The organism is Pseudomonas sp. ITEM 17296, from assembly GCF_028895205.1.
Lineage (GTDB): Bacteria > Pseudomonadota > Gammaproteobacteria > Pseudomonadales > Pseudomonadaceae > Aquipseudomonas > Aquipseudomonas kermanshahensis.
In genome coordinates this window covers 310,889-335,939 of record NZ_WJRS01000004.1, presented here as the reverse complement: position 1 = coordinate 335,939, position 25,051 = coordinate 310,889, and the positions used below count along the sequence as shown (strand labels likewise).

The following is a 25,051-nucleotide window of genomic DNA, read 5'->3' as shown; positions in this document are numbered from 1 at the left end:
AGGCCGGTACTGCCAGTCAATAAATCAGACTTCCCGCAGGTTATGGCAGCGCCTGAACCGCGCCTCCAGGTTGCGATCTGGCATCTGGTGGCTGCGCAACGCATTCAACGTCTGCTCCACATACTCGCGCGTGGTGCCATATCGCCCCTTGGCACTGGCAAGGATCTGGCTGAGCAGTGTGTCGGGCAAATTCCCCGCATAGCACGGCAAATGGCGCTCCAGCACAAAACCCAAGGCCTGCACCTTGCTGCCATCACCCAATCGGCAACTGAGCCAATGGGGGCGGTAGGCCGGGTACGGCATTTCGCGTTGCCACAGGGCCATCAGCGAATCATCCAGGTTGCTTTCATCCAGCCGATAGGCAAAACCACTGCATGACCCACCACGGTCCAGGCCGAACACCAGGCCGGGCGTTTCCGGTGTGCCACGGTGCTCGTGCGACCACAGGTACAGCCCACGGTGATAACCGTGCACCCGTGCGCGCTGCCGCTCTACCGAACTGCACTCCGGTCGCCAGATCAATGAACCATAGGCGAACAACCACACAGGCCCGCCTTCATGGCGTGACATGGTCAGTTGCATGGAGTTGATCAATTGCTCGCGGGTCAGTTGCTGGCCGAAGTCGAGCGCCGGAGGGTAAGCACTTTTCCAGGACAAACTTTCAATTGCCGACATACGCTGCCGCCATTATTCCCTGTGAACTACAGATGAAGCGAGAATCGCTGTGTGCCGGGGTTTGCGCCCCGCACCTAAGGTGTCTGCATTAACCTTAGGATAGAAACGCGCCAACACTCAAGCCCGAAAGCTAAAGTTTCACGCGAACTTCCGACGATTGGAGAGCATTGTTTCGAGCGGAGTGAAAGTTATTAGCCAAGGCGGTAACAATTACCGCCTTATACCCACTCGGTTGAACTTGAGTTATTAGCCGCGCGGCGCGTAGGCAAATACATCGGCGCGCATGCGGTGTGCATCCATACCGGCCTCGACCAGGGCATCGAGGGTGGCATAGACCATGTTTGGCGAGCCGCTGGCGTAGACGTGCACGCCGTTGAGGTCGTGGATGTCTTCGCAAACGGCCTCGTGCAGCATGCCGCAACGGCCTTCCCACCCACACAGGTCACTGACGACTTTGTGCAGGAACAGGTTGGGCAGGCGCAACCATTCGTCCCAATGCTCGATCTGGTAAAAGTCCTCAGGCCGACGCACACCCCAGTAAAGGTGTACCGGATGCTTGAAGCCCTGGGCGCGGCAATGCTCGACCAGGCTGTGCATCTGGCCCATTCCCGTACCGGCGGCGATCAGCACCAGCGGCCCGTCTGGCAACTCGGCCAGGTGCGCATCACCGAAAGGCATTTCGATGCGCGCCAGGCGATCACGCTGCAGTTGCTCGATCAGCTGCAGCGCGCTGGGCTCACGCGCCAGCACGTGCAGTTCCAGCTCACGCCCACCATGGGGCGCAGAGGCCAGGGAGAACGCCGCCTGCTTGCCGCCCTCGCGCTCGATCATCAGGTACTGACCGGCGTGATAACGCGGCGGCTTGCCGGCAGGCGCACGCAGGCGCACGCGCCAAACGTCGCCACCGACCTCGACGCATTCGCTCACGCTACACGCCAGCTTGCGCACTGGCAGCTCGCCCAGGGCGAGCACACCGTCCCAGAGCAACACGCAATCCTCCAGCGGTTCGGCAATACAGGTGAACAGCTCGCCATGGTCGCGTACTTCGCCGTTCTGGCGGACGCTCCCTTCCACCAGCAAGGCGGCGCAAACATGGCAATTGCCATTGCGGCAGCTGTTCGGGCAGTCATAGCCGAGCCGCCGCGCTCCATCCAGGATCCGTTCCCCGGGTTCAAGCGCCAGCACTGCCCCGGACGGCTGCAACGTTACCTGCATCAATCTATTCCCAACTGATCCCACAGCTCATCGATACGGCGGGTGACGGCCTCGTCCTTGACGATGACCCGTCCCCATTCGCGTGTAGTCTCGCCCGGCCACTTGTGGGTGGCGTCCAGGCCCATCTTCGACCCCAACCCGGACACCGGCGACGCGAAGTCCAGGTAGTCGATCGGGGTGTTGTCGATCATCACCGTATCACGCTTGGGGTCCATGCGCGTGGTGATGGCCCAGATCACATCGTTCCAGTCGCGGGCGTTGATGTCATCGTCGGTGACGATAACAAACTTGGTGTACATGAACTGTCGCAGGAACGACCACACACCCAGCATCACGCGCTTGGCGTGGCCTGGGTATTGTTTTTTCATGGTCACCACCGCCATGCGGTACGAGCAACCCTCCGGTGGCAGGTAGAAGTCGACGATCTCCGGGAACTGCTTTTGCAGGATCGGCACGAACACTTCGTTCAGCGCCACGCCGAGAATCGCCGGCTCATCCGGCGGACGGCCCGTGTAGGTGCTGTGGTAGATCGGTTTTTGCCGGTGAGTGATGCGCTCGACCGTGAACACCGGGAAGCTGTCCACTTCGTTGTAATAGCCGGTGTGGTCGCCGTAGGGGCCTTCCGGCGCCATTTCGCCCGGGTGAATCACACCTTCGAGAATGATCTCGGCGGTGGCCGGCACCTGCAGGTTGCTGCCACGGCACTTGACCAGCTCGGTGCGGTTGCCACGCAGCAGGCCCGCGAAGGCGTATTCGGACAGGGTATCCGGCACCGGCGTCACGGCGCCCAGGATGGTTGCAGGGTCTGCGCCCAGCGCCACGGCCACTGGGAACGGCTGGCCGGGGTGCTTCTCGCACCACTCGCGGTAATCCAGCGCGCCGCCACGGTGGCTCAGCCAGCGCATGATGACTTTGTTGCGGCCGATGACCTGCTGGCGGTAGATGCCCAGGTTCTGGCGGTCCTTGTTCGGGCCGCGGGTAACGGTCAGGCCCCAAGTGATCAGCGGGGCCACATCGCCTGGCCAGCAGTGCTGGATCGGCAACTGGCCAAGGTCGACGTCGTCACCTTCGACCACGACTTCCTGGCACACCGCGTCCTTGACCACCTTCGGCGCCATCGACACGACCTTCTTGAAGATCGGCAGCTTCGACCAGGCATCCTTCAGGCCTTTCGGCGGCTCTGGTTCTTTGAGGAAGGCCAGCAGCTTGCCGATTTCGCGCAGTTCTTCGACCGACTCGGCGCCCATGCCCATGGCCACCCGCTCGGGCGTGCCGAACAGGTTGCCCAGTACCGGGATGTCGTACCCCGTGGGCTTCTCGAACAGCAACGCCGGGCCTTTGGCACGCAGGGTGCGGTCGCAGACCTCGGTCATTTCCAGGACGGGAGAGATCGGAACCTGGATGCGCTTGAGTTCACCGCGCTGTTCCAGGCCACGGATGAAGTCGCGCAAGTCGCGATACTGCATGCAGGAGCCTCGTGTTGGCCGTATCGGTCGGGGTGCAGAGTGTAGCGCCTAAGGGGGCAAATTGGCCAAAGGAGTCTGGGATCAGCGGCTGTGGTGCTGTTCACTATTATGCGAAACCACTTTTGACAGCCCGATTCCCAGTGCTTGCAGCACCTTCAGCACGGTCGATAGCCGAGGATCACCGTCCGCTGCCAGCGCGCGATAGAGATTGGGGCGGGCAAGCCCCGTGGCCTGCGCAAGATTGCCCATGCCGCCGCGCGCTTCAGCCACGCGGCGGACCGCCGTCAGAAAGCCCGCAGCACCACCAGGCTCATCGATTTCCTCGAGTGCCACGGCGAGATAGTCGATGGCGAAGGCTTCGTCATTGCGAAGCATCTCAAGAACACTTTCTTCATGCGAACGTGTGCCGGTCATAGCGTTACCTTGTGCCTGTGCCAAAGCAACTTGGCTTGGTCGATATCAGCCTGCTGCCGGTCTTTCGACGTGATGAACTGTGTACATCCATACTGTACCTTATAAGAGACAATCCATGTGTCGACTTATTCACCGACCCTAGGGGCTAGGCTCGATGACGGCGTGAGGTTGATGCCTGCAGGGGCATGACCGAAAACCGCAGGCAGCATGGTGGCCTGCGTTCTGGGGGCTGGCGAACGATCTTTTGTGACAGACAGCAAAAAGCCGGGTTTCCCCGGCTTTTTGCGTGATGCAGCGAAGCTTACTTACGCTTCATCGACAAGAAGAACTCGTCGTTGGTCTTGGTCTGCTTGAGCTTGTCGACCAGGAACTCGATGGCGGCGATTTCGTCCATCGGGTGCAGCAGCTTGCGCAGGATCCACATGCGCTGCAGTTCGTCGTCGGCGGTCAGCAGCTCTTCGCGGCGGGTGCCGGAGCGGTTGATGTTGATGGCCGGGAACACACGCTTCTCGGCGATACGACGGTCCAGGGGCAGCTCCATGTTGCCGGTACCCTTGAACTCTTCGTAGATCACTTCGTCCATCTTCGAGCCGGTTTCGACCAGCGCGGTGGCGATGATGGTCAGCGAACCGCCTTCTTCGATGTTACGCGCGGCACCGAAGAAACGCTTCGGCTTCTCCAGGGCGTGGGCGTCGACACCACCGGTGAGGACCTTGCCGGAGCTCGGGATCACGGTGTTGTAGGCACGTGCCAGACGGGTGATGGAGTCGAGCAGGATGACCACGTCTTTCTTGTGCTCGACCAGGCGCTTGGCCTTCTCGATGACCATCTCGGCAACCTGCACGTGGCGGGTTGGCGGCTCGTCGAAGGTCGAGGCGACCACTTCGCCGCGCACGGTGCGCTGCATTTCGGTCACTTCTTCCGGGCGCTCGTCGATCAGCAGGACGATCAGGTGGCACTCGGGGTTGTTACGGGTGATGTTCGCCGCGATGTTCTGCAGCATGATCGTTTTACCCGCTTTCGGCGGGGCGACGATCAGGCCACGCTGGCCTTTGCCGATCGGGGCGCACAGGTCGATGACGCGGCCGGTCAAGTCTTCGGTGGAACCGTTACCGGCTTCCATCTTCAGGCGCTTGTTGGGGAACAGCGGCGTCAGGTTTTCGAACAGGATCTTGTTCTTCGCGTTTTCAGGGCGATCGAAGTTGATCGTGTCGACCTTCAGCAGGGCGAAGTAACGCTCCCCTTCCTTCGGCGGGCGGATCTTGCCGACGATGGTATCGCCGGTACGCAGGTTGAAACGGCGGATCTGGCTAGGCGAGACGTAGATGTCGTCGGGGCCGGCCAGGTAGGACGCATCAGCCGAACGCAGGAAACCGAAACCATCCTGGAGAATCTCCAGCACGCCGTCACCCGAGATCTCTTCGCCGCTTTTCGCGTGCTTCTTCAGCAGGGCGAAAATCACGTCCTGTTTGCGCGAACGGGCCATGTTTTCGATGCCCATCTGTTCGGCCATTTCCAGCAGATCGGTAATCGGCTTTTGCTTGAGTTCAGTCAGGTTCATAAGGGGAGTGACGTAATCATGTATGAAGGGAGGATTAAGCTTCTGGCTTAATGAAGCCGCGCCGCTAGAAGGCGATAGGATCGCGCACAGATTCTAATTAGGAGTGCGTCGGCGACGGCGTGCAGGGGGCACTGGAGAAGCAGTGCGAGGCCGAATGTAACACTTGCTTTTTTCGACGTCTAGTGGGTTGGAAAAGAAAAGCCCCGGTATTTCCGGGGCTTTTTCACATCACAGGTGGGCGTCGAGGAACGCGGCCAGCTGCGATTTGGACAGTGCGCCGACCTTGGTGGCCTCGACGTTGCCGTTCTTGAACAGCATCAGCGTCGGGATGCCACGCACGCCATGCTTGGCCGGGGTTTCCTGGTTGTCGTCGATGTTCAGCTTGGCGACAGTCAGTTTGCCTTCGTAGGTAGAAGCGATGTCGTCCAGAACCGGAGCGATCATCTTGCATGGACCGCACCATTCAGCCCAGTAGTCGACCAGCACCGGGCCTTGGGCTTGCAGGACTTCGGCCTCGAAGGTGGCGTCGGTGACGTGTTTGATCAGATCGCTGCTCATGGATATCTCCGGGGTCGTAAGCATAAAAACGTGGCCCATCATAGCCGCAGCGGCTGACTACAGGAAGTCACAGACGATTGAGTGTAACTATAGTTGTGCAAGACGCCGCGAATCGAAACTGTCATATGCGTGTCATAACATCGAATGGCACATTGCCCTGCATCAAGCCTTGGCGTGCCACGCGTTGGCGACAGCCCCGTATCGTGGCACGATTGCCAGGTTAACGACCGAGAACATCCAGATCATGCCGCATACCAACGCGAAGAACCTGTCTCTGATCGCCGCCATCGACCTTGGCTCCAACAGTTTTCACATGGTCGTGGCCAAGGCCCACCACACCGAGATCCGCATTCTCGAACGGCTGGGGGAAAAGGTTCAGCTGGCCGCCGGCATCGACGAAGAGCGCAAGCTCAGCGAAGAAGCCATGGAACGGGGCCTCGACTGCCTCAAGCGCTTCGCCCAACTGATCAACGGGCTGCCCGCAGGTGCGGTGCGCATCGTTGGCACCAACGCCCTGCGCGAGGCGCGCAACCGCAACGAATTCATCCAGCGCGCCGAGGCCATTCTCGGGCATCCGGTGGAAGTGATTTCCGGCCGTGAGGAAGCCCGCCTGATCTACCTCGGCGTCTCCCACACCCTGGCCGACAACCCCGGTAAGCGCCTGGTCGCCGACATCGGCGGCGGCAGTACCGAGTTCATCATCGGCCAGCGGTTCGAGCCACTGCTGCGCGAGAGCCTGCAAATGGGCTGCGTCAGCTTCACCCAGCGCTACTTCCGCGACGGCAAGATCACCCCGGCGCGTTATGCCCAGGCCTACACCGCCGCGCGGCTGGAGCTGATGAGCATCGAAAACGCCCTGCACCGCCTGACCTGGGACGAAGCCATCGGTTCGTCCGGCACCATCCGCGCCATCGGCGCAGCCATCAAGGCCAGCGGCCTGGGCAATGGCGAGGTCAACGCCGAAGGGCTGGCGTGGGTCAAACGCAAACTGTTCAAGCTGGGCGAGGTCGACAAGATCGACTTCGAAGGGGTCAAGCCAGACCGCCGCACCATCTTCCCGGCAGGCCTTGCGATTCTCGAGGCCATCTTCGACGCCCTCGAACTGCAACGCATGGACCACTGCGACGGCGCCCTGCGCGAAGGCGTGCTGTTCGACCTGCTCGGCCGCCATCACCACGAAGACGTGCGCGAGCGCACCCTCAATTCATTGATGGAGCGTTACCACGTCGACCAAGGCCAGGCCGCGCGCGTCGAGCGCAAGGCACTGCACGCGTTCGACCAGGTAGCAAAAGCCTGGAAGCTGGAAGAGGGAAATTGGCGCGATCTTCTGGGATGGGCCGCGAAAGTGCACGAAGTTGGGCTGGATATCGCCCACTATCACTACCACAAGCACGGCGCCTACCTGATCGAGCACTCCGACCTGTCGGGCTTTTCCCGTGAGGATCAGCAGATGATGGCCCTGCTGGTACGCGGCCATCGCCGCAACATCCCCAAGGACAAGTTCGCCGAGTTCGGCGATGAAAGCGTGCAGCTGATTCGCCTGTGCGTGCTGCTGCGCTTCGCCATCCTGTTCCACCACATTCGTGGCACGCAGCAAATGCCGAAGGTACAGCTGCAAGCAGGCGACAACAGCCTCGATGTGGTCTTCCCAGAAGGCTGGCTGGAGCAGAACCAGCTGACCCAGGCCGACTTCGCCAACGAGGCGGAGTGGCTGGCCCGGGTCGGCTTCGTCCTCAGCGTACGTTGAGGACCGGGTTGCTCAGGCGCTCCAGCAGGGTCGCCTGGGCACTGCGCGGGTTCTGGTTGCCGGTCGGGGTGCTGCGCACGTAGCGCCCATCCGACTGCAGCGTCCAGGCATGGGTGTTGTCGGTCAGGTAGCTTTCCAGCTCTTTCTTCACCCGCAGCAACAGCTTCTTGCCTTCGACCGGGAAGCAAGTCTCGACGCGCTTGTCGAGGTTGCGCTCCATCCAGTCGGCACTGGACAGGTAGATCTGCTCCTCGCCGCCATTGAGGAAGTAGAACACCCGGGTGTGCTCCAGGAAGCGGCCGATGATCGAGCGCACGTGAATGTTGTGCGAAACCCCCGGAATACCTGGCCGCAGGCAGCACATACCGCGCACCACCAGGTCGATGCGCACACCGGACTGGCTGGCCTTGTACAGCGCCTTGATGACCTTGGCATCGGTCAGCGAGTTGAACTTGGCGATGATGTGCGCGGGTTTGCCTTCGAGCGCGAACTGGGTCTCGCGGGCAATCATGTCGAGCATGCCCTTCTTCAGCGTGAAGGGTGCGTGCAGCAGCTTTTTCATGCGCAGGGTCTTGCCCATGCCGATCAGCTGGCTGAACAGCTTGCCGACGTCTTCGGTGAGGGCGTCGTCAGAGGTCAGCAGGCTGTAGTCGGTGTACAGGCGGGCGTTGCCGGCGTGGTAGTTGCCGGTACCCAGGTGCGCATAGCGGACGATTTCGCCCTGCTCACGCCGCAGGATCAGCATCATCTTGGCGTGGGTCTTGAACCCGACCACCCCGTAAATCACCACCGCACCCGCCGCTTGCAGGCGGCTGGCCATCTGCAGGTTGGACTCTTCGTCGAAACGCGCGCGCAATTCGATCACCGCAGTGACTTCCTTACCGTTACGGGCAGCGTCCACCAACGCGTCGACGATTTCCGAGTTGGCACCGGAGCGGTACAGGGTCTGGCGCACGGCCAGCACATGCGGGTCCTTGGCGGCCTGGCGCAGCAGGTCGACCACCGGCGTGAACGACTCGAACGGGTGCATCAGCAGCACGTCCTGCTTGCTGATCACGCTGAAGATGTTGTCGGCGTTCTGCAGCAGCTTGGGGATCGCCGGGGTGAACGGCATGTATTGCAGCTGCGGGTGGCTGTCGAGGCCGGTGATGCTGAACAGGCGGGTCAGGTTGACCGGGCCATTGACCTGGTACAGCTCGCTCTCGCTCAGGCTGAACTGCTTGAGCAGGTAGTCCGACAGGTGTTTCGGGCAGGTATCAGCCACCTCAAGCCGCACGGCATCACCGTAACGGCGCGAGAACAGCTCGCCGCGCAGGGCGCGGGCCAGGTCGTCGACTTCTTCGGAGTCCAGCGCCAGGTCGGCGTTTCGGGTCAGGCGGAACTGGTAGCAGCCCTTGACCTTCATGCCCTGGAACAGGTCGTCGGCGTGCGCGTGGATCATCGACGACAGGAATACATAGTTAGCGCCCGGGCCACCGACTTCTTCAGGCACGCGGATGACCCGCGGCAACAGGCGCGGCGCCGGGATGATCGCCAGGCCCGAGTCGCGGCCGAAGGCATCGACGCCTTCGAGCTCAACGATGAAGTTGAGGCTCTTGTTCACCAGCAAGGGGAACGGGTGCGTCGGGTCGAGGCCGATCGGGGTGATGATCGGCGCGATCTCGTCACGGAAGAAGCGCCGCACCCAGGTCTTGAGCTTGGGCGTCCAGTGACGGCGACGGATGAAGCGGATGTGGTGTTTTTCAAGCTCTGGCAGCAGCACGTCGTTGAGGATCGCGTACTGGCGATCCACCTCGGTGTGCACCAGCTCGCTGATGCGCGCCAGCGCCTGGTGCGGCTGCAAGCCGTCGGCCCCGGCCTGTTCGCGGGCGAAATTGATCTGCTTCTTCAGGCCGGCGACGCGGATCTCGAAGAATTCGTCGAGGTTGCTGGAGAAGATCAGCAGGAATTTCAGACGCTCGAGCAGCGGGTAGCTCTCGTCCAGTGCCTGCTCCAGTACCCGAATGTTGAACTGCAGCTGCGACAGCTCGCGATGAATGTACAGGCTGCTGTCGTCAAGGCCCGGGACGGTGATCGCCGGTGCCGGCGCGGGGGCCGGTGCCGCGGCCTCGACCACAGGCTCTGGCTCTGGCGCCGGCGGCAGGTCTGGCGGGGTTTGCACCATCTCTTCGGGGACTGCCTGGGCGTCCTTGATCGCGACAGGGGTGAGCACTTCATTATTCATCTGGACGTTCCTGGAGGACGTTAACGCCCTATCATCAATTGAGCGGGACGATAAGCGGCCATTATGACGCCTGTGTTACACCCACTGGCAAGCCTGCGACTTGTGGCCGAAGGCATTGTCCTTGTAGGAATTGTTCACGTCGAGACACATTTGGACACTTTCATCCACGCGCGCGAAGGGGTAGGCTGCGCGTTCATTTCGCCAGCACCTCAGAAAATGCTTCAACAATTCCTGCAGGATTTCGGCTACTTCGCCCTTTTTCTAGGCACCTTTTTTGAAGGCGAGACCATCCTGGTGCTTGCGGGTTTCCTCGCGTTCCGCGGTTACATGGACATCAAGCTGGTGTGCCTGGTGGCCTTCTTCGGCAGCTATGCCGGCGATCAGCTGTGGTACTTCATGGGCCGTCGCCATGGGCGCAAGATCCTGGCACGCAAACCGCGCTGGCAGGCCATGGGTGATCGGGCGCTGGACCACATCCGCCGCCACCCCGACATCTGGGTGCTGAGCTTCCGCTTCGTCTATGGGCTGCGCACGGTCATGCCGGTGGCCATTGGCCTGTCGGGCTATCCGCCGCGCCGCTATCTGCTGCTCAACGGCCTCGGTGCCGCCATCTGGGCGCTGGCCCTGGGCGCAGCGGCCTACCACTTCGGCGCCATCCTCGAAGGCTTGTTGGGCAATGTGAAGAAGTACGAGCTATGGGTGCTCGGCGGCCTGTTGTTGCTCGGCGTCCTGCTCTGGCTGCGCCGGCGCTTCCGCACCCTGCGCGCGGAGCGCAAGGCGGCGGCACTGGCTCAGGCCCCAGACGCTGAGCAGGCTGTAAGCCAGGAGCAGGACCCACCCAAGCGGCGTGATCACCGCTAAGCCCAGAGCGCCAGCCAGGTACAGCGCTGGCGCATTCGACAGCAACCGCGCCCACTCCAGGCGCACGGCCCAGGGCCGGTTCTCCAGCAGCGCGCCGAGCACGAACAGGCCCAAGGCCATGACCGACCAGCCCAGTATCAGGGCGGCGGCAGGCACGCGCTCCGCGGCCTCCATCAAATAGCTGCCCAATGCCACATAGACGACGAACTGCGCCGCTATATAGGCCTGCTGCGCCCGCACCAGGGCAACCTCGAACTTGCGAAACAGCGCCAGGTCCGGCTTGGCCTGCGGGTAACGCGCCGCGACATCGGCCGGGCGCCAGCCCGTGGGCATGAACCAGATCCGCCACTTGTCCCACACGCTGCGCGTGCGCCGGGCATCACGCCACAGCTGGGCGTAAAACTGCAGGTTCGCCCACAGCGGGTTCCAGCTGGCCAGCGGGGTGGTCACGCCGAACACCACAGGCTCGGCCGGGTCCTCTTCTTTGAACGTTCCGAACAGGCGGTCCCAGAGAATGAACACGCCGCCGTAATTGCGATCCAAGTAAACAGGATTTTGCGCATGGTGGACGCGATGGTTGGATGGCGTGATGAAGATCCACTCAAGCCAACCGAGTTTGGCAATGTGCCGGGTATGCACCCAGAACTGGTACAGCAGGTTCAGCGACGCCACGGTGATGAACACCAGGGGCGGCACGCCAATCAGCGCCAATGGCAGGTAGAAGATCCACGAAAAGATGAAGCCGCTGCTGGTCTGGCGCAGCGCCGTGGTGAGGTTGTACTCCTCGCTCTGATGGTGCACCGAATGAGCCGCCCACAGCACGTTGCGTTCGTGCCCCAGGCGGTGCAGCCAGTAGTAGCAGAGGTCGTACAGGACGAACGCCAGCACCCACACCCACCACGCTTGCTGGGGCAAGCGCAGCAGCGCCAGATGCTCCCAGGCCAAGGCATAGGTCAGCAGCCCGACACCTTTGGTCAACAGGCCAGTGCTGGTCGACAAGGCGCCTGTACTCAGGCTGTTGATCGCGTCGGCCAGGGTGTAATTACGCTGGCCACGCACGCGGTCAGCCACCAGCTCGACGGCGATCAATACGAAGAAGAACGGCACGGCCAGCAGTATCAGGTCCATGGTGACGACCTCAGGCGTTATCCACAAAGATTAGGCCGCGACCGCGGGAATCCCTATGGCTACATCTGCCAAACTAGAGGACATTTAGCGCCTCGACACTGGAGTAATGAGCATGACGAAAAAAGTAGCGGTGATACTTTCCGGCTGTGGCGTCTATGACGGCGCCGAAATCCACGAAAGCGTGATCACCCTGCTGCGCCTCGACCAGCGCGGGGCGCAGGTGCAGTGCTTTGCGCCGAACATCGCGCAGATGCATGTGATCAATCACCTGACCGGCGAAGAAATGCCCGAGTCGCGCAACGTGCTGGTGGAGTCGGCGCGTATTGCCCGTGGCGAGGTCAAGGACATCCGCGAAGCCAATGCCGAAGACTTCGATGCACTGATTGTGCCCGGTGGTTTCGGGGCGGCGAAAAACCTCTCCAACTTTGCCGTCGAAGGCACCAACTGCAGCGTCAACCCAGACGTGCTGGCCCTGGCCGAAGCCTTTGCCGATGCCTGCAAACCGGTTGGGCTGATCTGCATCTCGCCAGCACTGGCGGCGAAGATTTACGGCCCAGGCGTGGTCTGCACCATCGGCAACGATGCCGGCACGGCTGCTGCGGTAGAGAAGATGGGTGGCAAGCATGAAGAGTGCGATGTGCACGACATCGTTGAAGACACCCAGCGCAAGCTGGTGACGACCCCGGCCTACATGGTTGCCAAGTCGATCAGCGAAGCGGCCGGTGGGATCTACAAGCTGGTAGACCGGGTGCTGGAGCTGACCCACGAGGGCGACCAATAACCCCCAGCCTGCCCTGCCTTTGTAGGAGCGGCCTTGCGTCGCGAAAGGGCTGCGCAGCGGCCCCGGCAATCTATGCCTGATGCGCAGATCGTGGGGCCGCTGCGCGGCCCTTTCGCGACGCAAGGCCGCTCCTACAAAAGCCATGCACGTCAGGTGGGTTTAGACAAGCGCGTACAAAAGCCGTGGACGTCAGGTGGGCTTGGACAAGCGCGCGATAATCCGGTCCAGCGCATTGGCGAATGCCTGTTTCTCGCGCTCGCCATACGGCGCCTGCCCTCCCCCAACCTGCCCTTGCTCGCGCAAATCGGTGAACAGGTTGCGCGTCGCCAGCCGGTCGCCCATGTTGCGCTCGTCAAACTCGCGCCCGCGCGGGTCCAGCGCCGCCACGCCTTTCTTGACCAGCCGATCGGCCAACGGCACGTCGCTGCAGATCACCAGCTCACCAGGCTCGGCGTTGTCGACCAAATAGTCGTCGGCCGCATCCATACCGCTGGGTACCACGATCAGCCGCACACAGGCAAAGGCCGGCTTGCTTTGCGCTTGGCCTGCCACCATCACCACCTCGAGTTTGCGCTTGAGGGCGAACTTGACGATCAAATCCTTTGCCGCCTTGGGGCAAGCGTCGGCATCGATCCATACACGCATCCGTAAACACCTCTAAATCAGCGAGACTACGCTCATGCAGCCCATCATGCCCGAAGCGGGCTGAAAGCTGGAGTCGGCGGGTTTCACCCACACGCAAGGACGCTGGAAAAATGACGCCAACAAATCGATTTAGCGCTTATCCGACTGGTTCACTCAGGCTAAACTCGCCGCAGCCCTACTGGCCTGCCACGAGCGCGCAATGAACCACCCCCAAGAAATCCGCCCAGACCTGGACGAAGGCATCGACCGCAAAGTTCTGGCGACCTTGCGTGCGCGCTTTCTGACGCTCAACCAAGGTCGCCTGCAACGTGCGATGGAGGGGCTGTCGACCCGCCAGCAACAGGTACTGACGCTGTTGCCGCTGCTGTTCCACGTCAACCACCCACTGCTGCCCGGCTATGTCTCCAGCAGCACGCCCGCCGGGGTGGCCGGTTTCGAGCCTGCCGACGAGCTGGTCGCCGAAGCGCAACGGCTGGCACGCTCGTTCGCCTACAAGGCCCGCCAGGGGCAGGCAGCGCGCCCAATCCATGGCGTGTTCCTGATGGGCAGCCTGGGCTCGCTGGCCCAGGCCGAACAAAGCGACATGGACTTGTGGGTCTGCCATGCGCCAGGCCTGGGTGATGACCTGCTGAACGAACTGCGCCGCAAATGCCAACTGCTGGAAACCTGGGCCGCCAGCCTGGGCGCCGAGGCACACTTCTTCCTCATCGACCCGCAAGGCTTTGCACAAGGCGAGCGGGACGGCCAGCTTGGCTCCGACGACTGCGGCACCACCCAGCATTACCTGCTGCTCGACGAGTTCTACCGCACCGCCATCTGGCTGGCTGGGCGTACGCCGCTGTGGTGGCTGGTGCCGGTCTACGAAGAGCACAACTACAGTGCCTATACGCAGACCTTGCTCAGCAAGCGCTTCATCCGCAGCCAGGACGTGCTCGACCTCGGCAACCTGGCGCATATCCCCCCCGGCGAGTTCGTGGGTGCAGGGCTGTGGCAACTGTTCAAAGGCATCGACTCGCCCTACAAATCGCTGCTCAAACTGCTGCTGACCGAAGCCTACGCCAGCGAGCACCCTGCCGTGCGCTGCTTGAGCCTGGACTACAAGCATGCGGTGTTCGCCAACCAGCTCGACCTCGACGAGCTGGACCCTTACGTGATGGTCTATCGGCGCATCGAGCACTATCTGCGACAACGCGGCGAAACGGCGCGCCTCGAGCTGGTCAGGCGCAGCCTGTACCTGAAGGTCAACAAGAAACTCAGCGGCCAAGTGCGCGCCAACGGTTGGCAGCGCCAATTGCTGCAGCGCCTGGCGGACGAATGGGGTTGGGACGAGCGCCAGCTGGCCCTGCTCGACAGCCGCAGCCAATGGAAGGTTGGCCAGGTCGCGGTCGAACGCCGCGAGCTGGTGGCTGAGCTGAACCACAGCTACCGCTTCCTCAGCCAGTTCGCCCAGACCCGCAACGCCAGCAGCCGCGCCGACCAGCGTGACCTCAATGTGCTGGGCCGGCGCCTGTACGCCGCCTTCGAGCGCCGTGCCGGCAAGACCGAGGTGATCAACCCTGGGATCGCCCCGGACCTGGCAGAGGGCACCCTCACCCTGGTCCAGGCCCCCAACCGCAAAGAGCCGGGTAGCCACCACTGGGAGCTTTACACCGGTAACCTGAGCACGCACGAGGTCACGCATTTCAGCCCTATCAAACGCTGCCGCGAGCTGCTCGAACTGCTGACCTGGGCCCATCGCAATGGCGTCATCGACAGCAGTACACGCTTCGCCGTGCACCCTGGCGCCAGTGACCTGCGCGAGCTCGAGCTGTTCAACCTGCTGGGCAGCTTGCAGCAGACCCTCGACCTGCCGCTGCCGACCGTCAGCGAAGTCCGCCTGCTGCAACCCAGTGTGGCCGACGAAATCCTGTTGCTGATCAACGTCGGCATCGACCCGCTGCGCCAGCACCGCGACCTGAACATCCTGATGACCACCGAGCGCACCGACTCGCTGAGCTACGCCGGCGTGCGCGAAAACCTGGTGCTGACGCTGGACCAGGTCACCCTCAACAGCTGGAACGAAGTGCTGGTGCAGCGCTACGACGGCGAGCACGCATTGCTGCGCTGCCTGCGCGACTACCTCAACAGCCTCGGCCAGCGCGGCCACCGTCCCCGGCTACAGGTGCGTTGCTTCTGCCACAACCGCGCCCAGGCCATCGAGCAGCGGGTCGAGGAGGTTTTCGCCACGGTGCAACAGTTGCTCGACCAGGGGGCGAACTACCGCTACCTGCTGCAGGTGGCCCAGCACACCCATGTGCTGGAGCTGCTGCCCGGCCAGGTAAGCCTGGCGACCCTGGCCAACCATGAGGCGCTGCTGGACTACCTGAGCGAAGAACGCAGCCGCTACAGCCCGCTGCACCTGGACGCCAATGCCCTGCAGGACCACGACCTGGCACTGGTGCTGGAGCAGGGGCGGCCCGCGTGCATCCAAGTGTTCTATCGCCTGCAAGGCGCCTGGGCCGATCTGTATGTGCTGGATGAGTACAACGCGCTGTGGCAACAGCGCCTGCCATTGCAGGATGAAGCCCATCTGCTGCTGCCGCTGCAACGCTTCCTGCGTTCGGTGCTGATGCGCCGCGATACCCAACTGCCGCTGGACGCCCTGCGCCCTGCTTCGCTGGATATCCACTATGGGCAGTTGTTGCCGTCAGGCCCGGGCAAGGCGCGCAGCATCGAGCCACGGCTGGTGCCTGTCGAGGGCAGCGGCCAGCCGTACTATGAGGTTCAGGCGATTATCCAGGGCGGTGCCGCGGGCGCCGTGACGGTGACGTTGTACTGTGACCAGCAGGAGTTCTCCGAGCTGGACCATGGCGACCAGCTGTACGCCGTGGTCGCCCGGCAGATCATCGGGCAACGCCGCAGCGCCGGTCATTACCGCTGCTACATTACCGACCTGGATTTGTCCGAACTGCTGGGTGATGAGCTGGGCGCGACCGTTTTGTACCTGCGTTACAAGCGGGAGCTGGAACAGGCGCTGAATGAGGGGCTAGAGCAGTTGCAGGCAGCGGTCGGGGGGTGAACCAGCGGGGCCGTATGGGAGCGGGCTTGCCCGCTGCCACAGGAGACTTGGCGCAGCGGCCCTCAAGGCTCACAGGTCGAAATCACCCGCCGCTTCTGGCTGGTACTCGACTTCCAGCAGCTTCAGCTTGAGGGTCTTGCCGCCCGGCGCCGGCCAGTCGATCTGCTCACCGACCGAAAGGCCCAGCAAGGCACAACCAATCGGCGCCAGGATCGACACCTTGCCTTCCGGCCCAGCATCCTTCGGGTACACCAGGGTCAAGTGGTAGTCCTTGCCGCTGGCCTCTTCACGGCAGTGCACGCGCGAGTTCATGGTCACCACCCCGGCCGGGACGTCCTCGTGACCGACCACCTGTTCGGCGCGGTCAAGCTCGTCCTGCAGGGCGAGCACACCCGGCGTACTTTCGTCGAGGCTGTCGATCAGACGCTCGAGACGTTGTACGTCCAATCGGGTGAGGATGAGGGAAGGCTTGGTGCTCATGATCCAGTCAGACTCCTTTGAACAGGCAATTTTCGTCGGGCAAATAAAGCAAAACCCCGCCCAAGGGCGGGGTTTATGATGACTTTGGCGTCACCGACGCAGAACCTGACACTACCACAGCCGGGCAAATACTCAAGCCCGTGCGCGCAAGGCCTCGGCTTCGCGGCAGATCTGCCGGCGCCGCTCGTCATCTGCAGACCGCCATTCGCGGATGTGCTCCACAGGGCGGTGGCAGCCGGTGCAGACACGCTGCTCATCCAGGCGGCAGACGCTGATGCACGGCGACTTCACGGCCGTGCTGACATTGCTGTAGAGCGGCTTGGGCGGCCGCGGCTGCTCACTCATCTCAGATCTCGTCGAAGTCCAGCTTCTCGCCGGCCCGCTCCCAGACGATGCGCTCCAGCATCTCGCCGAGCAGCTCTTCGCTCTTCTCGCAGATCCACTTCTTGCTCTCTTCGTCGTAGTCGAAGTGGAAGCCACCCGACTTGTCCGCCAGCCACAACTGGCGCAGGGGCTCCTGGCGGCTGAAGATCAACTGGCTGCCGTTGTCGAACTTGATGGTCAGGACACCGGCGGAGTTCTCCATGTCCAGGTCCATGCCGCTCTCGTCGAACAGGTCTTCCAGGGCCTGTTGGGTCGCGTCGACCAGATCATGGAAACGCGCTTCGCTCAAACTCATTGCAGGAACCTCGAAATTGGCTGCGTTACAGGCAAGCCGGGCAAGATACGGGCGCTTGCCGCCGAATGCAAAGATTAGCCATTGCAGGCGGCAAGAATAGCCCGCCCGGCGGACCGGCTCTTGCATAGGCAATCCGCCGGTCGCTCGGTATACTCGGGCGCAATACTGCATATTTCAAAGGATTTCACCCATGAAGCGCCTGATTTCCTCGCTCGCGGCGCTGGTCGCGGTTGCCTGCCTCGTTTCGGCCTGCGGTCAGAAGGGCCCCCTGTACCTGCCGGAAGACGGCAAGGACGGCAAGGGCAGCCAGAAGTCGCATCAGCACAAGCACGCTCCGGCGGTACAGCCGCAAGAAGAGCAGCCTATCCAGCCCGAGCAAACGCCAGAGCAGTAAGGAAATCAGATGAACGCTTTCAATTACCGCGACGGTGAACTGTTCGCGGAAGGTGTAGCCCTGTCGGCCATCGCCGAACGTTTCGGCACCCCGACCTACGTGTACTCGCGCGCCCACATCGAAGCCCAGTACCGCAGCTATACCGACGCGCTGCAAGGCGTCGAACACCTGGTGTGCTTCGCAGTCAAAGCCAACTCCAACCTCGGTGTGCTGAACGTGCTGGCCCGTATGGGCGCAGGCTTCGACATCGTCTCCGGCGGTGAGCTGGAGCGTGTACTGGCCGCTGGCGGCCGTGCTGATCGTGTGGTGTTCTCCGGTGTCGGCAAGACCCGCGAAGACATGCGCCGCGCGCTGGAGGTCGGCGTGCACTGCTTCAACGTCGAATCCACCGACGAGCTTGAGCGCCTGCAAGTGGTGGCCGCCGAGATGGGCAAGGTTGCCCCGGTCTCGCTGCGGGTCAACCCGGACGTCGACGCCGGCACCCACCCGTACATCTCCACCGGCCTCAAAGAAAACAAATTCGGCATCGCCATCGCCGACGCCGAAGCCATCTACGTGCGTGCCGCCCAACTGCCGAACCTGGACGTGGTCGGTGTCGACTGCCACATCGGTTCGCAGTTGACCACCGTCGAGCCGTTCCTCGATGCCCTCGACCGCCTGCTGGACCTGGTCGACCGCCTGGCCGACTGCGGCATCCACCTGCGCCACCTTGACCTGGGTGGCGGCGTTGGCGTGCGCTACCGCGATGAAGAGCCGCCTTTGGTGGCTGACTACATCAAGGCCATCCGCGCGCGCGTCGGCGACCGCGACCTGGCCCTGGTCTTCGAGCCGGGCCGCTACATCGTGGCCAACGCCGGTGTTCTGCTGACCCGCGTCGAGTACCTCAAGCACACCGAACACAAAGACTTCGCCATCATCGATGCGGCGATGAACGACCTGATCCGCCCGGCCCTGTACCAGGCCTGGATGGGCGTCAGCGCGGTCACCCCACGCGAAGGCCAAGGCCGCGCCTACGACCTGGTCGGGCCGATCTGCGAAACCGGCGACTTCATTGCCAAGGAGCGCGAGCTGAACCTGGCCGAAGGCGATCTACTGGCTGTGCAGTCTGCCGGCGCCTATGGTTTTGTCATGAGTTCGAACTACAACACCCGTGGCCGTTGCGCCGAAATCCTGGTCGACGGTGACCAGGCGTTCGAAGTACGCCGCCGCGAAATCGTCGCCGAACTGTATGCTGGCGAAAGCCTGCTGCCGGAGTGAGCCCATGCTGCTGCGTTTCACCAAGATGCATGGGCTGGGCAATGACTTCATGGTCCTCGACCTGGTCAGCCAGCACGCACACATCCAGCCTAAGCATGCCAAGCAATGGGGCGACCGCCACACCGGCATCGGCTTCGACCAGCTGCTGATCGTCGAGGCACCGAACAATCCAGAAGTGGACTTCCGCTACCGGATCTTCAATGCCGACGGCTCCGAAGTCGAACAGTGCGGCAACGGTGCGCGCTGCTTTGCCCGCTTCGTGCTGGACAAGCGCCTGACCGCGAAAAAGCGCATCCGCGTCGAAACCAAGAGCGGCATCATCGAGCTGGACGTGCAGAACGACGGCCAGGTGAGTGTCGACATGGGCCCGCCGCGCCTGGTGCCGGCCGAAATCCCCTTCGTCGCCGACGAGCAGGCACTGAGTTACCCACTGGAAGTCGACGGCGAGGTTCACGCCATTGCCGCTGTGTCCATGGGCAACCCACATGCCGTGTTGCGCGTCGATGACGTGCATACCGCGCCTGTGCATGCCCTGGGCCCGAAGATCGAAAACCATCCGCGCTTCCCGCAGCGGGTCAACGCTGGCTTCATCCAGGTCATCGACCGTCACCGTGCCAACCTGCGGGTCTGGGAACGCGGTGCCGGCGAGACCCAGGCCTGCGGCACCGGCGCTTGCGCTGCGGCCGTGGCGGCTATCAGCCAAGGCTGGATGGACTCACCGGTGACCCTCGACCTGCCGGGTGGCCGCCTGCACATCGAATGGGCCGGCCCCGGCAAGCCCGTGTTGATGACCGGCCCGGCCGTACGCGTCTACGAAGGACAGGTTCGTCTCTAAGCGAGTAACCGCCATGACCGATCAGCCCAAGGTTGTACCCCAGCAGTCCACCGAGCTCGATGCCGAGGCGGTGGTCGCGTACCTGCGCGCCCACCCGACCTTCTTCGCCGAGCACGACGAACTGCTGGTCGAGCAGCGCATCCCCCACCAGCGTGGCGACAGCGTGTCGCTGGTGGAGCGCCAGCTCAAGCTGCTGCGCGACCGCAACATCGAGATGCGCCATCGCCTGTCGCAATTGATGGACGTGGCGCGAGACAACGACCGGCTGTTCGACAAGACCCGCCGGCTGATCCTCGACCTGCTCGATGCTGGCAGCCTGGAAGAAGTGGTGATGGCGGTCGAAGACAGCCTGCGCCAGGAGTTCCAGGTGCCCTTCGTCAGCCTGATCCTGTTCGGCGATAACGTCGCGCCAGTGGGCCGCTGGGTCAGCAACGCCGAGGCGCACCAAGCCATCGGCGGCCTGCTGGGGGGCGGCAAAACGGTCAGCGGCAACCTGCGCGACCATGAGCTGGCGTTCCTGTTCGGTGAAGATCAGCGCCTCGAAGTCGGCTCCAGCGCCGTTGCCGCCCTCGAATACCAAGGGCTGCACGGCGTACTGGCGATTGGCAGCCGCGACCCGCAACACTACAAGAGCAGCGTCGGCACCCTGTTCCTCGGCTACATTGCCGAGGTGCTGGGCCGTGTCGTGCCGCGCGTTACCCAGACCCTGCGTCCGGTGCGCTGATGGAACGCCAGCTGGAGGCTTATTGCGCACACCTGCGCAATGAGCGCCAGGTGTCCGAGCACACCCTGCTGGCCTACCGCCGTGACCTCGACAAGGTCATTGCCTACTGCAACGATCAGGGCATCGCCGGCTGGCAAGCGCTGCAAATCCAGCAGCTACGCCAGTTGATCGCCCGTCAGCACCACCAAGGCCAATCCTCGCGCAGCCTGGCGCGCCTGCTGTCGGCCGTGCGCGGCTTGTACCGATACCTGAACCGTGAAGGGCTGTGCCAGCACGACCCGGCCAGCGGCCTGTCTGCGCCCAAGGGCGAGCGCCGCCTGCCCAAGACGCTGGATACCGACCGCGCCCTGCAACTGCTCGACGGCGGCGTCGACGACGACTTCATTGCCCGACGTGACCAGGCCATCCTCGAACTGTTCTATTCGTCAGGCCTGCGCCTGTCCGAACTGGCTGGCCTCGACCTCGAATACCTCGACCTTGCCGGCGGGCTGGTGCAGGTGCTGGGCAAGGGTGGCAAGGCGCGCGTACTGCCTGTCGGCCGTCAAGCCCGCGAGGCCCTGCAAGCGTGGTTGCGCCTGCGCGGCATCGGCGGCCCACGCGACAGCGCCGTGTTCATTACGCGCCAGGGTAATCGCCTGAGCCCACGGGCCATCCAGATGCGGGTCAAGGTCGCCGGCGAGCGCGAGCTGGGCCAGCACCTGCACCCGCACATGCTTCGCCATTCTTTCGCCAGCCATCTGCTGGAATCGTCCCAGGACCTGCGTGCGGTGCAAGAGATGCTCGGCCATGCCGACATCAGCACTACGCAAATCTACACCCACCTGGACTTCCAGCACCTGGCCGCGGTGTACGACAGCGCCCACCCTCGGGCCAAACGCAGCAAAGGCACAGACTCATGAGCATCAAGCTGATCACCTTCGACCTCGATGACACCCTGTGGGACACCGCGCCGGTGATTGCCAGCGCTGAAGTGGTCCTGCGCGACTGGCTCGAAGCCAACGCGCCGATCCTCGGCGGCGTACCGGTCGAACACCTGTTCGCCATTCGCGAGCGCCTGGTGCAGGCCGAGCCCGGCCTCAAGCACCGTATCAGCGCCCTGCGCCGGCGGGTGCTGTTCCATGCCCTGGAAGAAGTCGGCTACAGCGAAAAGCACGCGCAGGCGCTGGCCAACGAAGGCTTTGAAGTGTTCCTGCATGCACGCCACCAGGTAGAAATCTTCCCTGAGGTGCAGCCGGTGCTGGAAATCCTGCGCCACCAGTACACCCTGGGGGTGGTCACCAACGGCAACGCCGATGTGAGCCGCCTGGGCTTGGCGGACTACTTCCGCTTTGCCTTGTGCGCCGAGGACCTGGGCATCGGCAAACCGGACCCGGCACCGTTTCTGGAGGCGCTGAAACGTGGCGAGGTCGAGGCCAGCGCGGCGGTGCATGTGGGTGACCACCCCGGCGATGACATCGCCGGTGCCCAACGGGCCGGGCTGCGGGCCGTGTGGTTCAACCCACAAGGCAAGGCCTGGGCCGGTGAGCGGGCACCCGATGCCGAGATCCAGCGGCTTTCGCAACTGCCTGAGGTAATGGCGCGCTGGCGCTGAAAGCACGGCCCCCGTAAGGTCCCTTGTAGGAGCGGCCTAGCAGACACGCACAAAAAAGCCCGCAGCGACGGCGGGCTTTTTTGTGGGCGGCCACTCAGATAGGGCGGCTGCCGTATTTGTTGTCCGGCTTCTTGGGCGGATCGGCGACCACGTTGGCCTCCACTTCCTGCACCTTGCCACCGCGCGAAAGGAACTCTTCCATCGCTTTGGCCAGGGCATCGCGCTCCTTCTGCTTGGCTTCCATGCTCGGCATCTCGTCTACCGAGACAGCGGCCTTGGACTTGCCTTTGGCAGTGGGCGCAGGGCTATCGTCTTCGCCAGCGTCTTCCGCAACGTCGTCAGCCGCTGCTTCGAGACCCTCATCAGCCTCATCTTCGTCGCCTACTTCGAGGTCGTCGTTTTCCAGATCATCGTCGCTCATGTTCTACCTCATGACTTGCGAAAAGCAGGTTGGTTATAGACCAGTGCAGCCGTAGACCGGCAGCCACCAGTGAAAATTCAACTGGCCGTGGGTTGGCCACTGCCTTGGGCAACCACCTCCTGATGGGAGGGTCGTACCCTGCAGGCCCTGCTCCTGGCAGGACCTGACAAAATCCTTGAGCCACCTGCTGGCCACGCGCTAATGGCAAGCCTAGCAAAGGCTGGGGAAGCGTGCGGACTGCATGTCAAACACCCTTCGGCGCGCATTCTAGCGCGCCCGTGGAAAAAGCAAAGCTCCATAAACGCTCGGCATCTTGTAAGTTTTCTGCCTACGTCGCGAACGTGACGGATAAACCGTTTGCCGTGCGGGAAATGGCAAAAATCAGACGAAAAAATGCCCGGCGAACCGGGCAAGTTTTTACCGCGTCGCAGTTACAGGTTGTAGCCGCGTTCGTTGTGCTGAGCCAGGTCGAGGCCGACCGACTCTTCTTCTTCGTTGACCCGCAGGCCCATCACCAGGTCCAGCACCTTGAGGATCACGTAGGTGACGATGGCGGTGTAGACCACGGTGAAAATCACGCCTTTGGCCTGGATCCAGACCTGCATGCCGATATCGGTGACCGTGCCGAAGCCGCCCAAGGCCGGTGCGGCGAACACACCGGTAAGGATGGCGCCGACGATACCGCCGATACCGTGTACGCCGAAGGCATCCAGCGAATCGTCATAGCCCAGCTTGCGCTTCAAGCTAGTGGCGCAGAAGTAGCAGATCACACCCGAAGCCAGGCCGATCACCAGGGCGCCCATCGGGCCCACGGTGCCTGCGGCAGGCGTGATTGCGACCAGGCCGGCGACCACACCCGAGGCGATGCCCAGGGCGCTCGGCTTGCCGTGGCCAAGCCACTCGGCAAACATCCAGCCCAAGGCTGCGGCGGCGGTGGCGATCTGGGTCACCAGCATGGCCATGCCGGCCGTGCCGTTGGCGGCGGCGGCAGAACCTGCGTTGAAGCCGAACCAGCCGATCCACAGCATCGCAGCGCCCATCAGGGTGTAGCCCAGGTTGTGCGGGGCCATCGGCGTGGTCGGGTAGCCTTTGCGCTTGCCCAGCACCAGGCAGCACACGAGGCCAGCGATACCTGCGTTGATGTGCACCACGGTGCCGCCCGCGAAGTCCAGCACGCCCCAGTCCCACATCAGCGCGCCATCACCGCTCCACACCATGTGCGCGATCGGTGCGTACACCAGGGTGAACCAGATGCCCATGAACACCAGCATCGCGGAGAACTTCATGCGTTCGGCGAAGGCACCAACGATCAGCGCCGGGGTGATGATGGCGAAGGTCATCTGGAAGGTGATGAACACCGCCTCAGGGAACAATGCGGTGGCCGAAGTCAGGCTGTCGGGCGTGACGCCGCTGAGAAACGCCTTGGAGAAGCCACCGACGAAGGAATTGAAGTTGAGCACGCCCTTTTCCATACCGCTGGTATCGAAGGCCATGCTGTAGCCGTAGACGACCCAGAGAATGCTCATCAAACCGGTGATCGCGAAGCACTGCATCATCACCGAAAGTACGTTCTTGGAACGCACCATGCCGCCATAGAACAGGGCCAGGCCCGGGATGGTCATGAACAGCACCAGCGCCGTAGCGGTCAACATCCAGGCGGTGTCGCCGGAGTTCAGCGCTGGGGCAGCTTCCTCTGCCAGGGCGAGCCCGGGCATTACGAGGGACAATAGGGCTCCTAGCCCTGCGATCTTACGCAGAGTCATGTTGTTTTCTCCTGGGGCGTTGGGTTTGGTGAGGCTTTTTTTGTTACTTAGATCGCGTCGGTATCGGTTTCGCCGGTACGGATGCGGATCGCCTGCTCCAGATTCACCACGAAGATCTTGCCGTCACCGATCTTGCCGGTGTTGGCTGCCTTGGTGATGGCTTCGATTACCCGATCAAGGTCCTTGTCGTCGATGGCGACGTCGATCTTCACCTTGGGCAGGAAGTCGACCACGTATTCAGCACCGCGATACAACTCGGTGTGGCCCTTCTGCCGACCGAAGCCTTTGACTTCAGTGACGGTGATGCCCTGCACGCCGATTTCCGACAGTGACTCGCGCACGTCGTCCAGCTTGAACGGCTTGATGATGGCTGTGACTAGCTTCATGAAACTCTCTCCCGATTTGGTGGACTTGCCCCAGGAAAACAAACCCGTCTCAAGTCTAAGCGCAGCGGTTGGCTTTGTAACGCGTCGTCGGCATCCGGCTCCGCGTGCGCACTGCCTGGTCACAAGGAACTGCATCAGTGCATGGCTCGTACAGGTCATTGCAGAAACCTTGCCAGTTCCACTAAAAC

The 25,051-nt window shown here is 62.7% G+C and carries 24 protein-coding genes and 1 pseudogene; 10 read left to right on the top strand and 15 right to left on the bottom strand.

The window, feature by feature from the left end:
- Window positions 1–24: 24 nt before the first annotated feature.
- From GIB19_RS07545 to trxA, 6 genes are all read right to left on the bottom strand, one after another.
- Window positions 25–675: a gamma-glutamylcyclotransferase gene (locus GIB19_RS07545; RefSeq protein WP_099455685.1), complete on the bottom strand. Its 651-nt coding sequence runs from the start codon at window positions 673–675 to the stop codon at window positions 25–27.
- Between the two features lie 246 nt (window positions 676–921).
- Window positions 922–1,890, bottom strand: a complete 969-nt coding sequence (locus GIB19_RS07540) for a CDP-6-deoxy-delta-3,4-glucoseen reductase (protein ID WP_027592223.1) — start codon at window positions 1,888–1,890, stop codon at window positions 922–924.
- Window positions 1,890–3,356, bottom strand: a complete 1,467-nt coding sequence (gene ubiD / locus GIB19_RS07535) for a 4-hydroxy-3-polyprenylbenzoate decarboxylase (RefSeq protein WP_033702193.1) — start codon at window positions 3,354–3,356, stop codon at window positions 1,890–1,892. The genes GIB19_RS07540 and ubiD overlap by 1 nt, the downstream gene beginning before the upstream one ends.
- An 81-nt stretch (window positions 3,357–3,437) precedes the next feature.
- Window positions 3,438–3,770 (bottom strand): addiction module antidote protein, encoded by a 333-nt coding sequence (locus GIB19_RS07530; protein ID WP_099455686.1) that lies wholly within the window; start codon window positions 3,768–3,770, stop codon window positions 3,438–3,440.
- 301 nt (window positions 3,771–4,071) lie between these two features.
- Window positions 4,072–5,331, bottom strand: a complete 1,260-nt coding sequence (gene rho / locus GIB19_RS07525; RefSeq protein ID WP_003253661.1) for a transcription termination factor Rho — start codon at window positions 5,329–5,331, stop codon at window positions 4,072–4,074.
- 228 nt (window positions 5,332–5,559) lie between these two features.
- A complete protein-coding gene (gene trxA, locus GIB19_RS07520; protein WP_009684153.1) occupies window positions 5,560–5,889 on the bottom strand; it encodes a thioredoxin TrxA in 330 nt (109 codons plus the stop codon).
- Between the two features lie 244 nt (window positions 5,890–6,133).
- On the opposite strand from trxA, the gene ppx reads away from it, so the two are divergent.
- A complete protein-coding gene (gene ppx, locus GIB19_RS07515; RefSeq protein WP_099430761.1) occupies window positions 6,134–7,636 on the top strand; it encodes an exopolyphosphatase in 1,503 nt (500 codons plus the stop codon).
- On the opposite strand, the gene ppk1 is transcribed toward ppx, so the two are convergent.
- Window positions 7,623–9,860 (bottom strand): polyphosphate kinase 1, encoded by a 2,238-nt coding sequence (ppk1, locus tag GIB19_RS07510; protein ID WP_099430762.1) that lies wholly within the window; start codon window positions 9,858–9,860, stop codon window positions 7,623–7,625. The genes ppx and ppk1 overlap by 14 nt on opposite strands.
- 216 nt (window positions 9,861–10,076) lie before the next feature.
- On the opposite strand from ppk1, the gene GIB19_RS07505 reads away from it, so the two are divergent.
- Window positions 10,077–10,721 carry a DedA family protein gene (locus GIB19_RS07505; protein ID WP_177323866.1) on the top strand — a complete coding sequence of 215 codons (645 nt, stop codon included), beginning with the start codon at window positions 10,077–10,079 and terminating at the stop codon, window positions 10,719–10,721.
- Window positions 10,722–11,222: 501 nt separating this feature from the next.
- Here GIB19_RS07505 and GIB19_RS07500 read toward each other — a convergent pair.
- Window positions 11,223–11,849 (bottom strand): annotated as a pseudogene (locus tag GIB19_RS07500) (sterol desaturase family protein); the annotation flags it as partial.
- Window positions 11,850–11,961: 112 nt separating this feature from the next.
- Between GIB19_RS07500 and elbB the strand changes: the two are divergent.
- Window positions 11,962–12,630, top strand: coding sequence for an isoprenoid biosynthesis glyoxalase ElbB (gene elbB / locus GIB19_RS07495; protein ID WP_027592215.1), 669 nt, complete (start codon window positions 11,962–11,964; stop codon window positions 12,628–12,630).
- A 189-nt stretch (window positions 12,631–12,819) separates the two neighbouring features.
- Here the strand turns inward: elbB and GIB19_RS07490 are convergent, their stop codons facing one another.
- Window positions 12,820–13,275, bottom strand: a complete 456-nt coding sequence (locus tag GIB19_RS07490; protein WP_027592214.1) for a YaiI/YqxD family protein — start codon at window positions 13,273–13,275, stop codon at window positions 12,820–12,822.
- Between the two features lie 199 nt (window positions 13,276–13,474).
- Here GIB19_RS07490 and GIB19_RS07485 point away from each other — a divergent pair, with 199 nt between their 5' ends.
- Window positions 13,475–16,333 carry a class I adenylate cyclase gene (locus tag GIB19_RS07485; RefSeq protein ID WP_274885110.1) on the top strand — a complete coding sequence of 953 codons (2,859 nt, stop codon included), beginning with the start codon at window positions 13,475–13,477 and terminating at the stop codon, window positions 16,331–16,333.
- A 69-nt stretch (window positions 16,334–16,402) separates the two neighbouring features.
- Here the strand turns inward: GIB19_RS07485 and rnk are convergent, their stop codons facing one another.
- From rnk to cyaY, 3 genes are all read right to left on the bottom strand, one after another.
- Complete coding sequence (gene rnk, locus GIB19_RS07480) at window positions 16,403–16,813, bottom strand: nucleoside diphosphate kinase regulator (RefSeq protein WP_027592212.1); 411 nt, start codon at window positions 16,811–16,813, stop codon at window positions 16,403–16,405.
- A 132-nt stretch (window positions 16,814–16,945) separates the two neighbouring features.
- Window positions 16,946–17,158, bottom strand: coding sequence for a DUF1289 domain-containing protein (locus GIB19_RS07475; RefSeq protein ID WP_027592211.1), 213 nt, complete (start codon window positions 17,156–17,158; stop codon window positions 16,946–16,948).
- A gap of 1 nt (window position 17,159) precedes the next feature.
- On the bottom strand, window positions 17,160–17,492 hold the full coding sequence (gene cyaY, locus GIB19_RS07470) for an iron donor protein CyaY (protein ID WP_027592210.1): 333 nt from the start codon (window positions 17,490–17,492) through the stop codon (window positions 17,160–17,162).
- A gap of 190 nt (window positions 17,493–17,682) precedes the next feature.
- Here cyaY and lptM point away from each other — a divergent pair, with 190 nt between their 5' ends.
- The 6 genes from lptM to GIB19_RS07440 are packed head-to-tail and all read left to right on the top strand — an operon-like array spanning window position 17,683 to window position 22,293.
- Entirely contained in the window at window positions 17,683–17,886 is a 204-nt protein-coding gene (gene lptM, locus GIB19_RS07465; RefSeq protein WP_033693895.1) for an LPS translocon maturation chaperone LptM, read from the top strand.
- A gap of 9 nt (window positions 17,887–17,895) precedes the next feature.
- Complete coding sequence (gene lysA / locus GIB19_RS07460) at window positions 17,896–19,143, top strand: diaminopimelate decarboxylase (protein WP_274885109.1); 1,248 nt, start codon at window positions 17,896–17,898, stop codon at window positions 19,141–19,143.
- Between the two features lie 4 nt (window positions 19,144–19,147).
- On the top strand, window positions 19,148–19,978 hold the full coding sequence (gene dapF / locus GIB19_RS07455; protein ID WP_027592208.1) for a diaminopimelate epimerase: 831 nt from the start codon (window positions 19,148–19,150) through the stop codon (window positions 19,976–19,978).
- Window positions 19,979–19,991: 13 nt separating this feature from the next.
- Window positions 19,992–20,702, top strand: coding sequence for a DUF484 family protein (locus tag GIB19_RS07450; protein WP_099430767.1), 711 nt, complete (start codon window positions 19,992–19,994; stop codon window positions 20,700–20,702).
- Window positions 20,702–21,601 carry a tyrosine recombinase XerC gene (xerC, locus tag GIB19_RS07445; protein WP_274885108.1) on the top strand — a complete coding sequence of 300 codons (900 nt, stop codon included), beginning with the start codon at window positions 20,702–20,704 and terminating at the stop codon, window positions 21,599–21,601. The genes GIB19_RS07450 and xerC overlap by 1 nt, the downstream gene beginning before the upstream one ends.
- On the top strand, window positions 21,598–22,293 hold the full coding sequence (locus GIB19_RS07440) for an HAD family hydrolase (RefSeq protein WP_085272188.1): 696 nt from the start codon (window positions 21,598–21,600) through the stop codon (window positions 22,291–22,293). Before xerC ends, GIB19_RS07440 begins: the two co-directional genes overlap by 4 nt.
- Before the next feature lie 94 nt (window positions 22,294–22,387).
- Here GIB19_RS07440 and sutA read toward each other — a convergent pair whose 3' ends face one another.
- The 3 genes from sutA to glnK form a co-directional block, all read right to left on the bottom strand.
- Window positions 22,388–22,714: a transcriptional regulator SutA gene (gene sutA / locus GIB19_RS07435; RefSeq protein ID WP_099430769.1), complete on the bottom strand. Its 327-nt coding sequence runs from the start codon at window positions 22,712–22,714 to the stop codon at window positions 22,388–22,390.
- A gap of 431 nt (window positions 22,715–23,145) precedes the next feature.
- The gene (locus GIB19_RS07430; protein ID WP_027592203.1) at window positions 23,146–24,477 is read right to left on the bottom strand and encodes an ammonium transporter; all 1,332 of its coding nucleotides are present in this window, start codon (window positions 24,475–24,477) and stop codon (window positions 23,146–23,148) included.
- Between the two features lie 47 nt (window positions 24,478–24,524).
- A complete protein-coding gene (gene glnK, locus GIB19_RS07425; protein WP_002555808.1) occupies window positions 24,525–24,863 on the bottom strand; it encodes a P-II family nitrogen regulator in 339 nt (112 codons plus the stop codon).
- Between the last annotated feature and the right edge of the window lie 188 nt (window positions 24,864–25,051).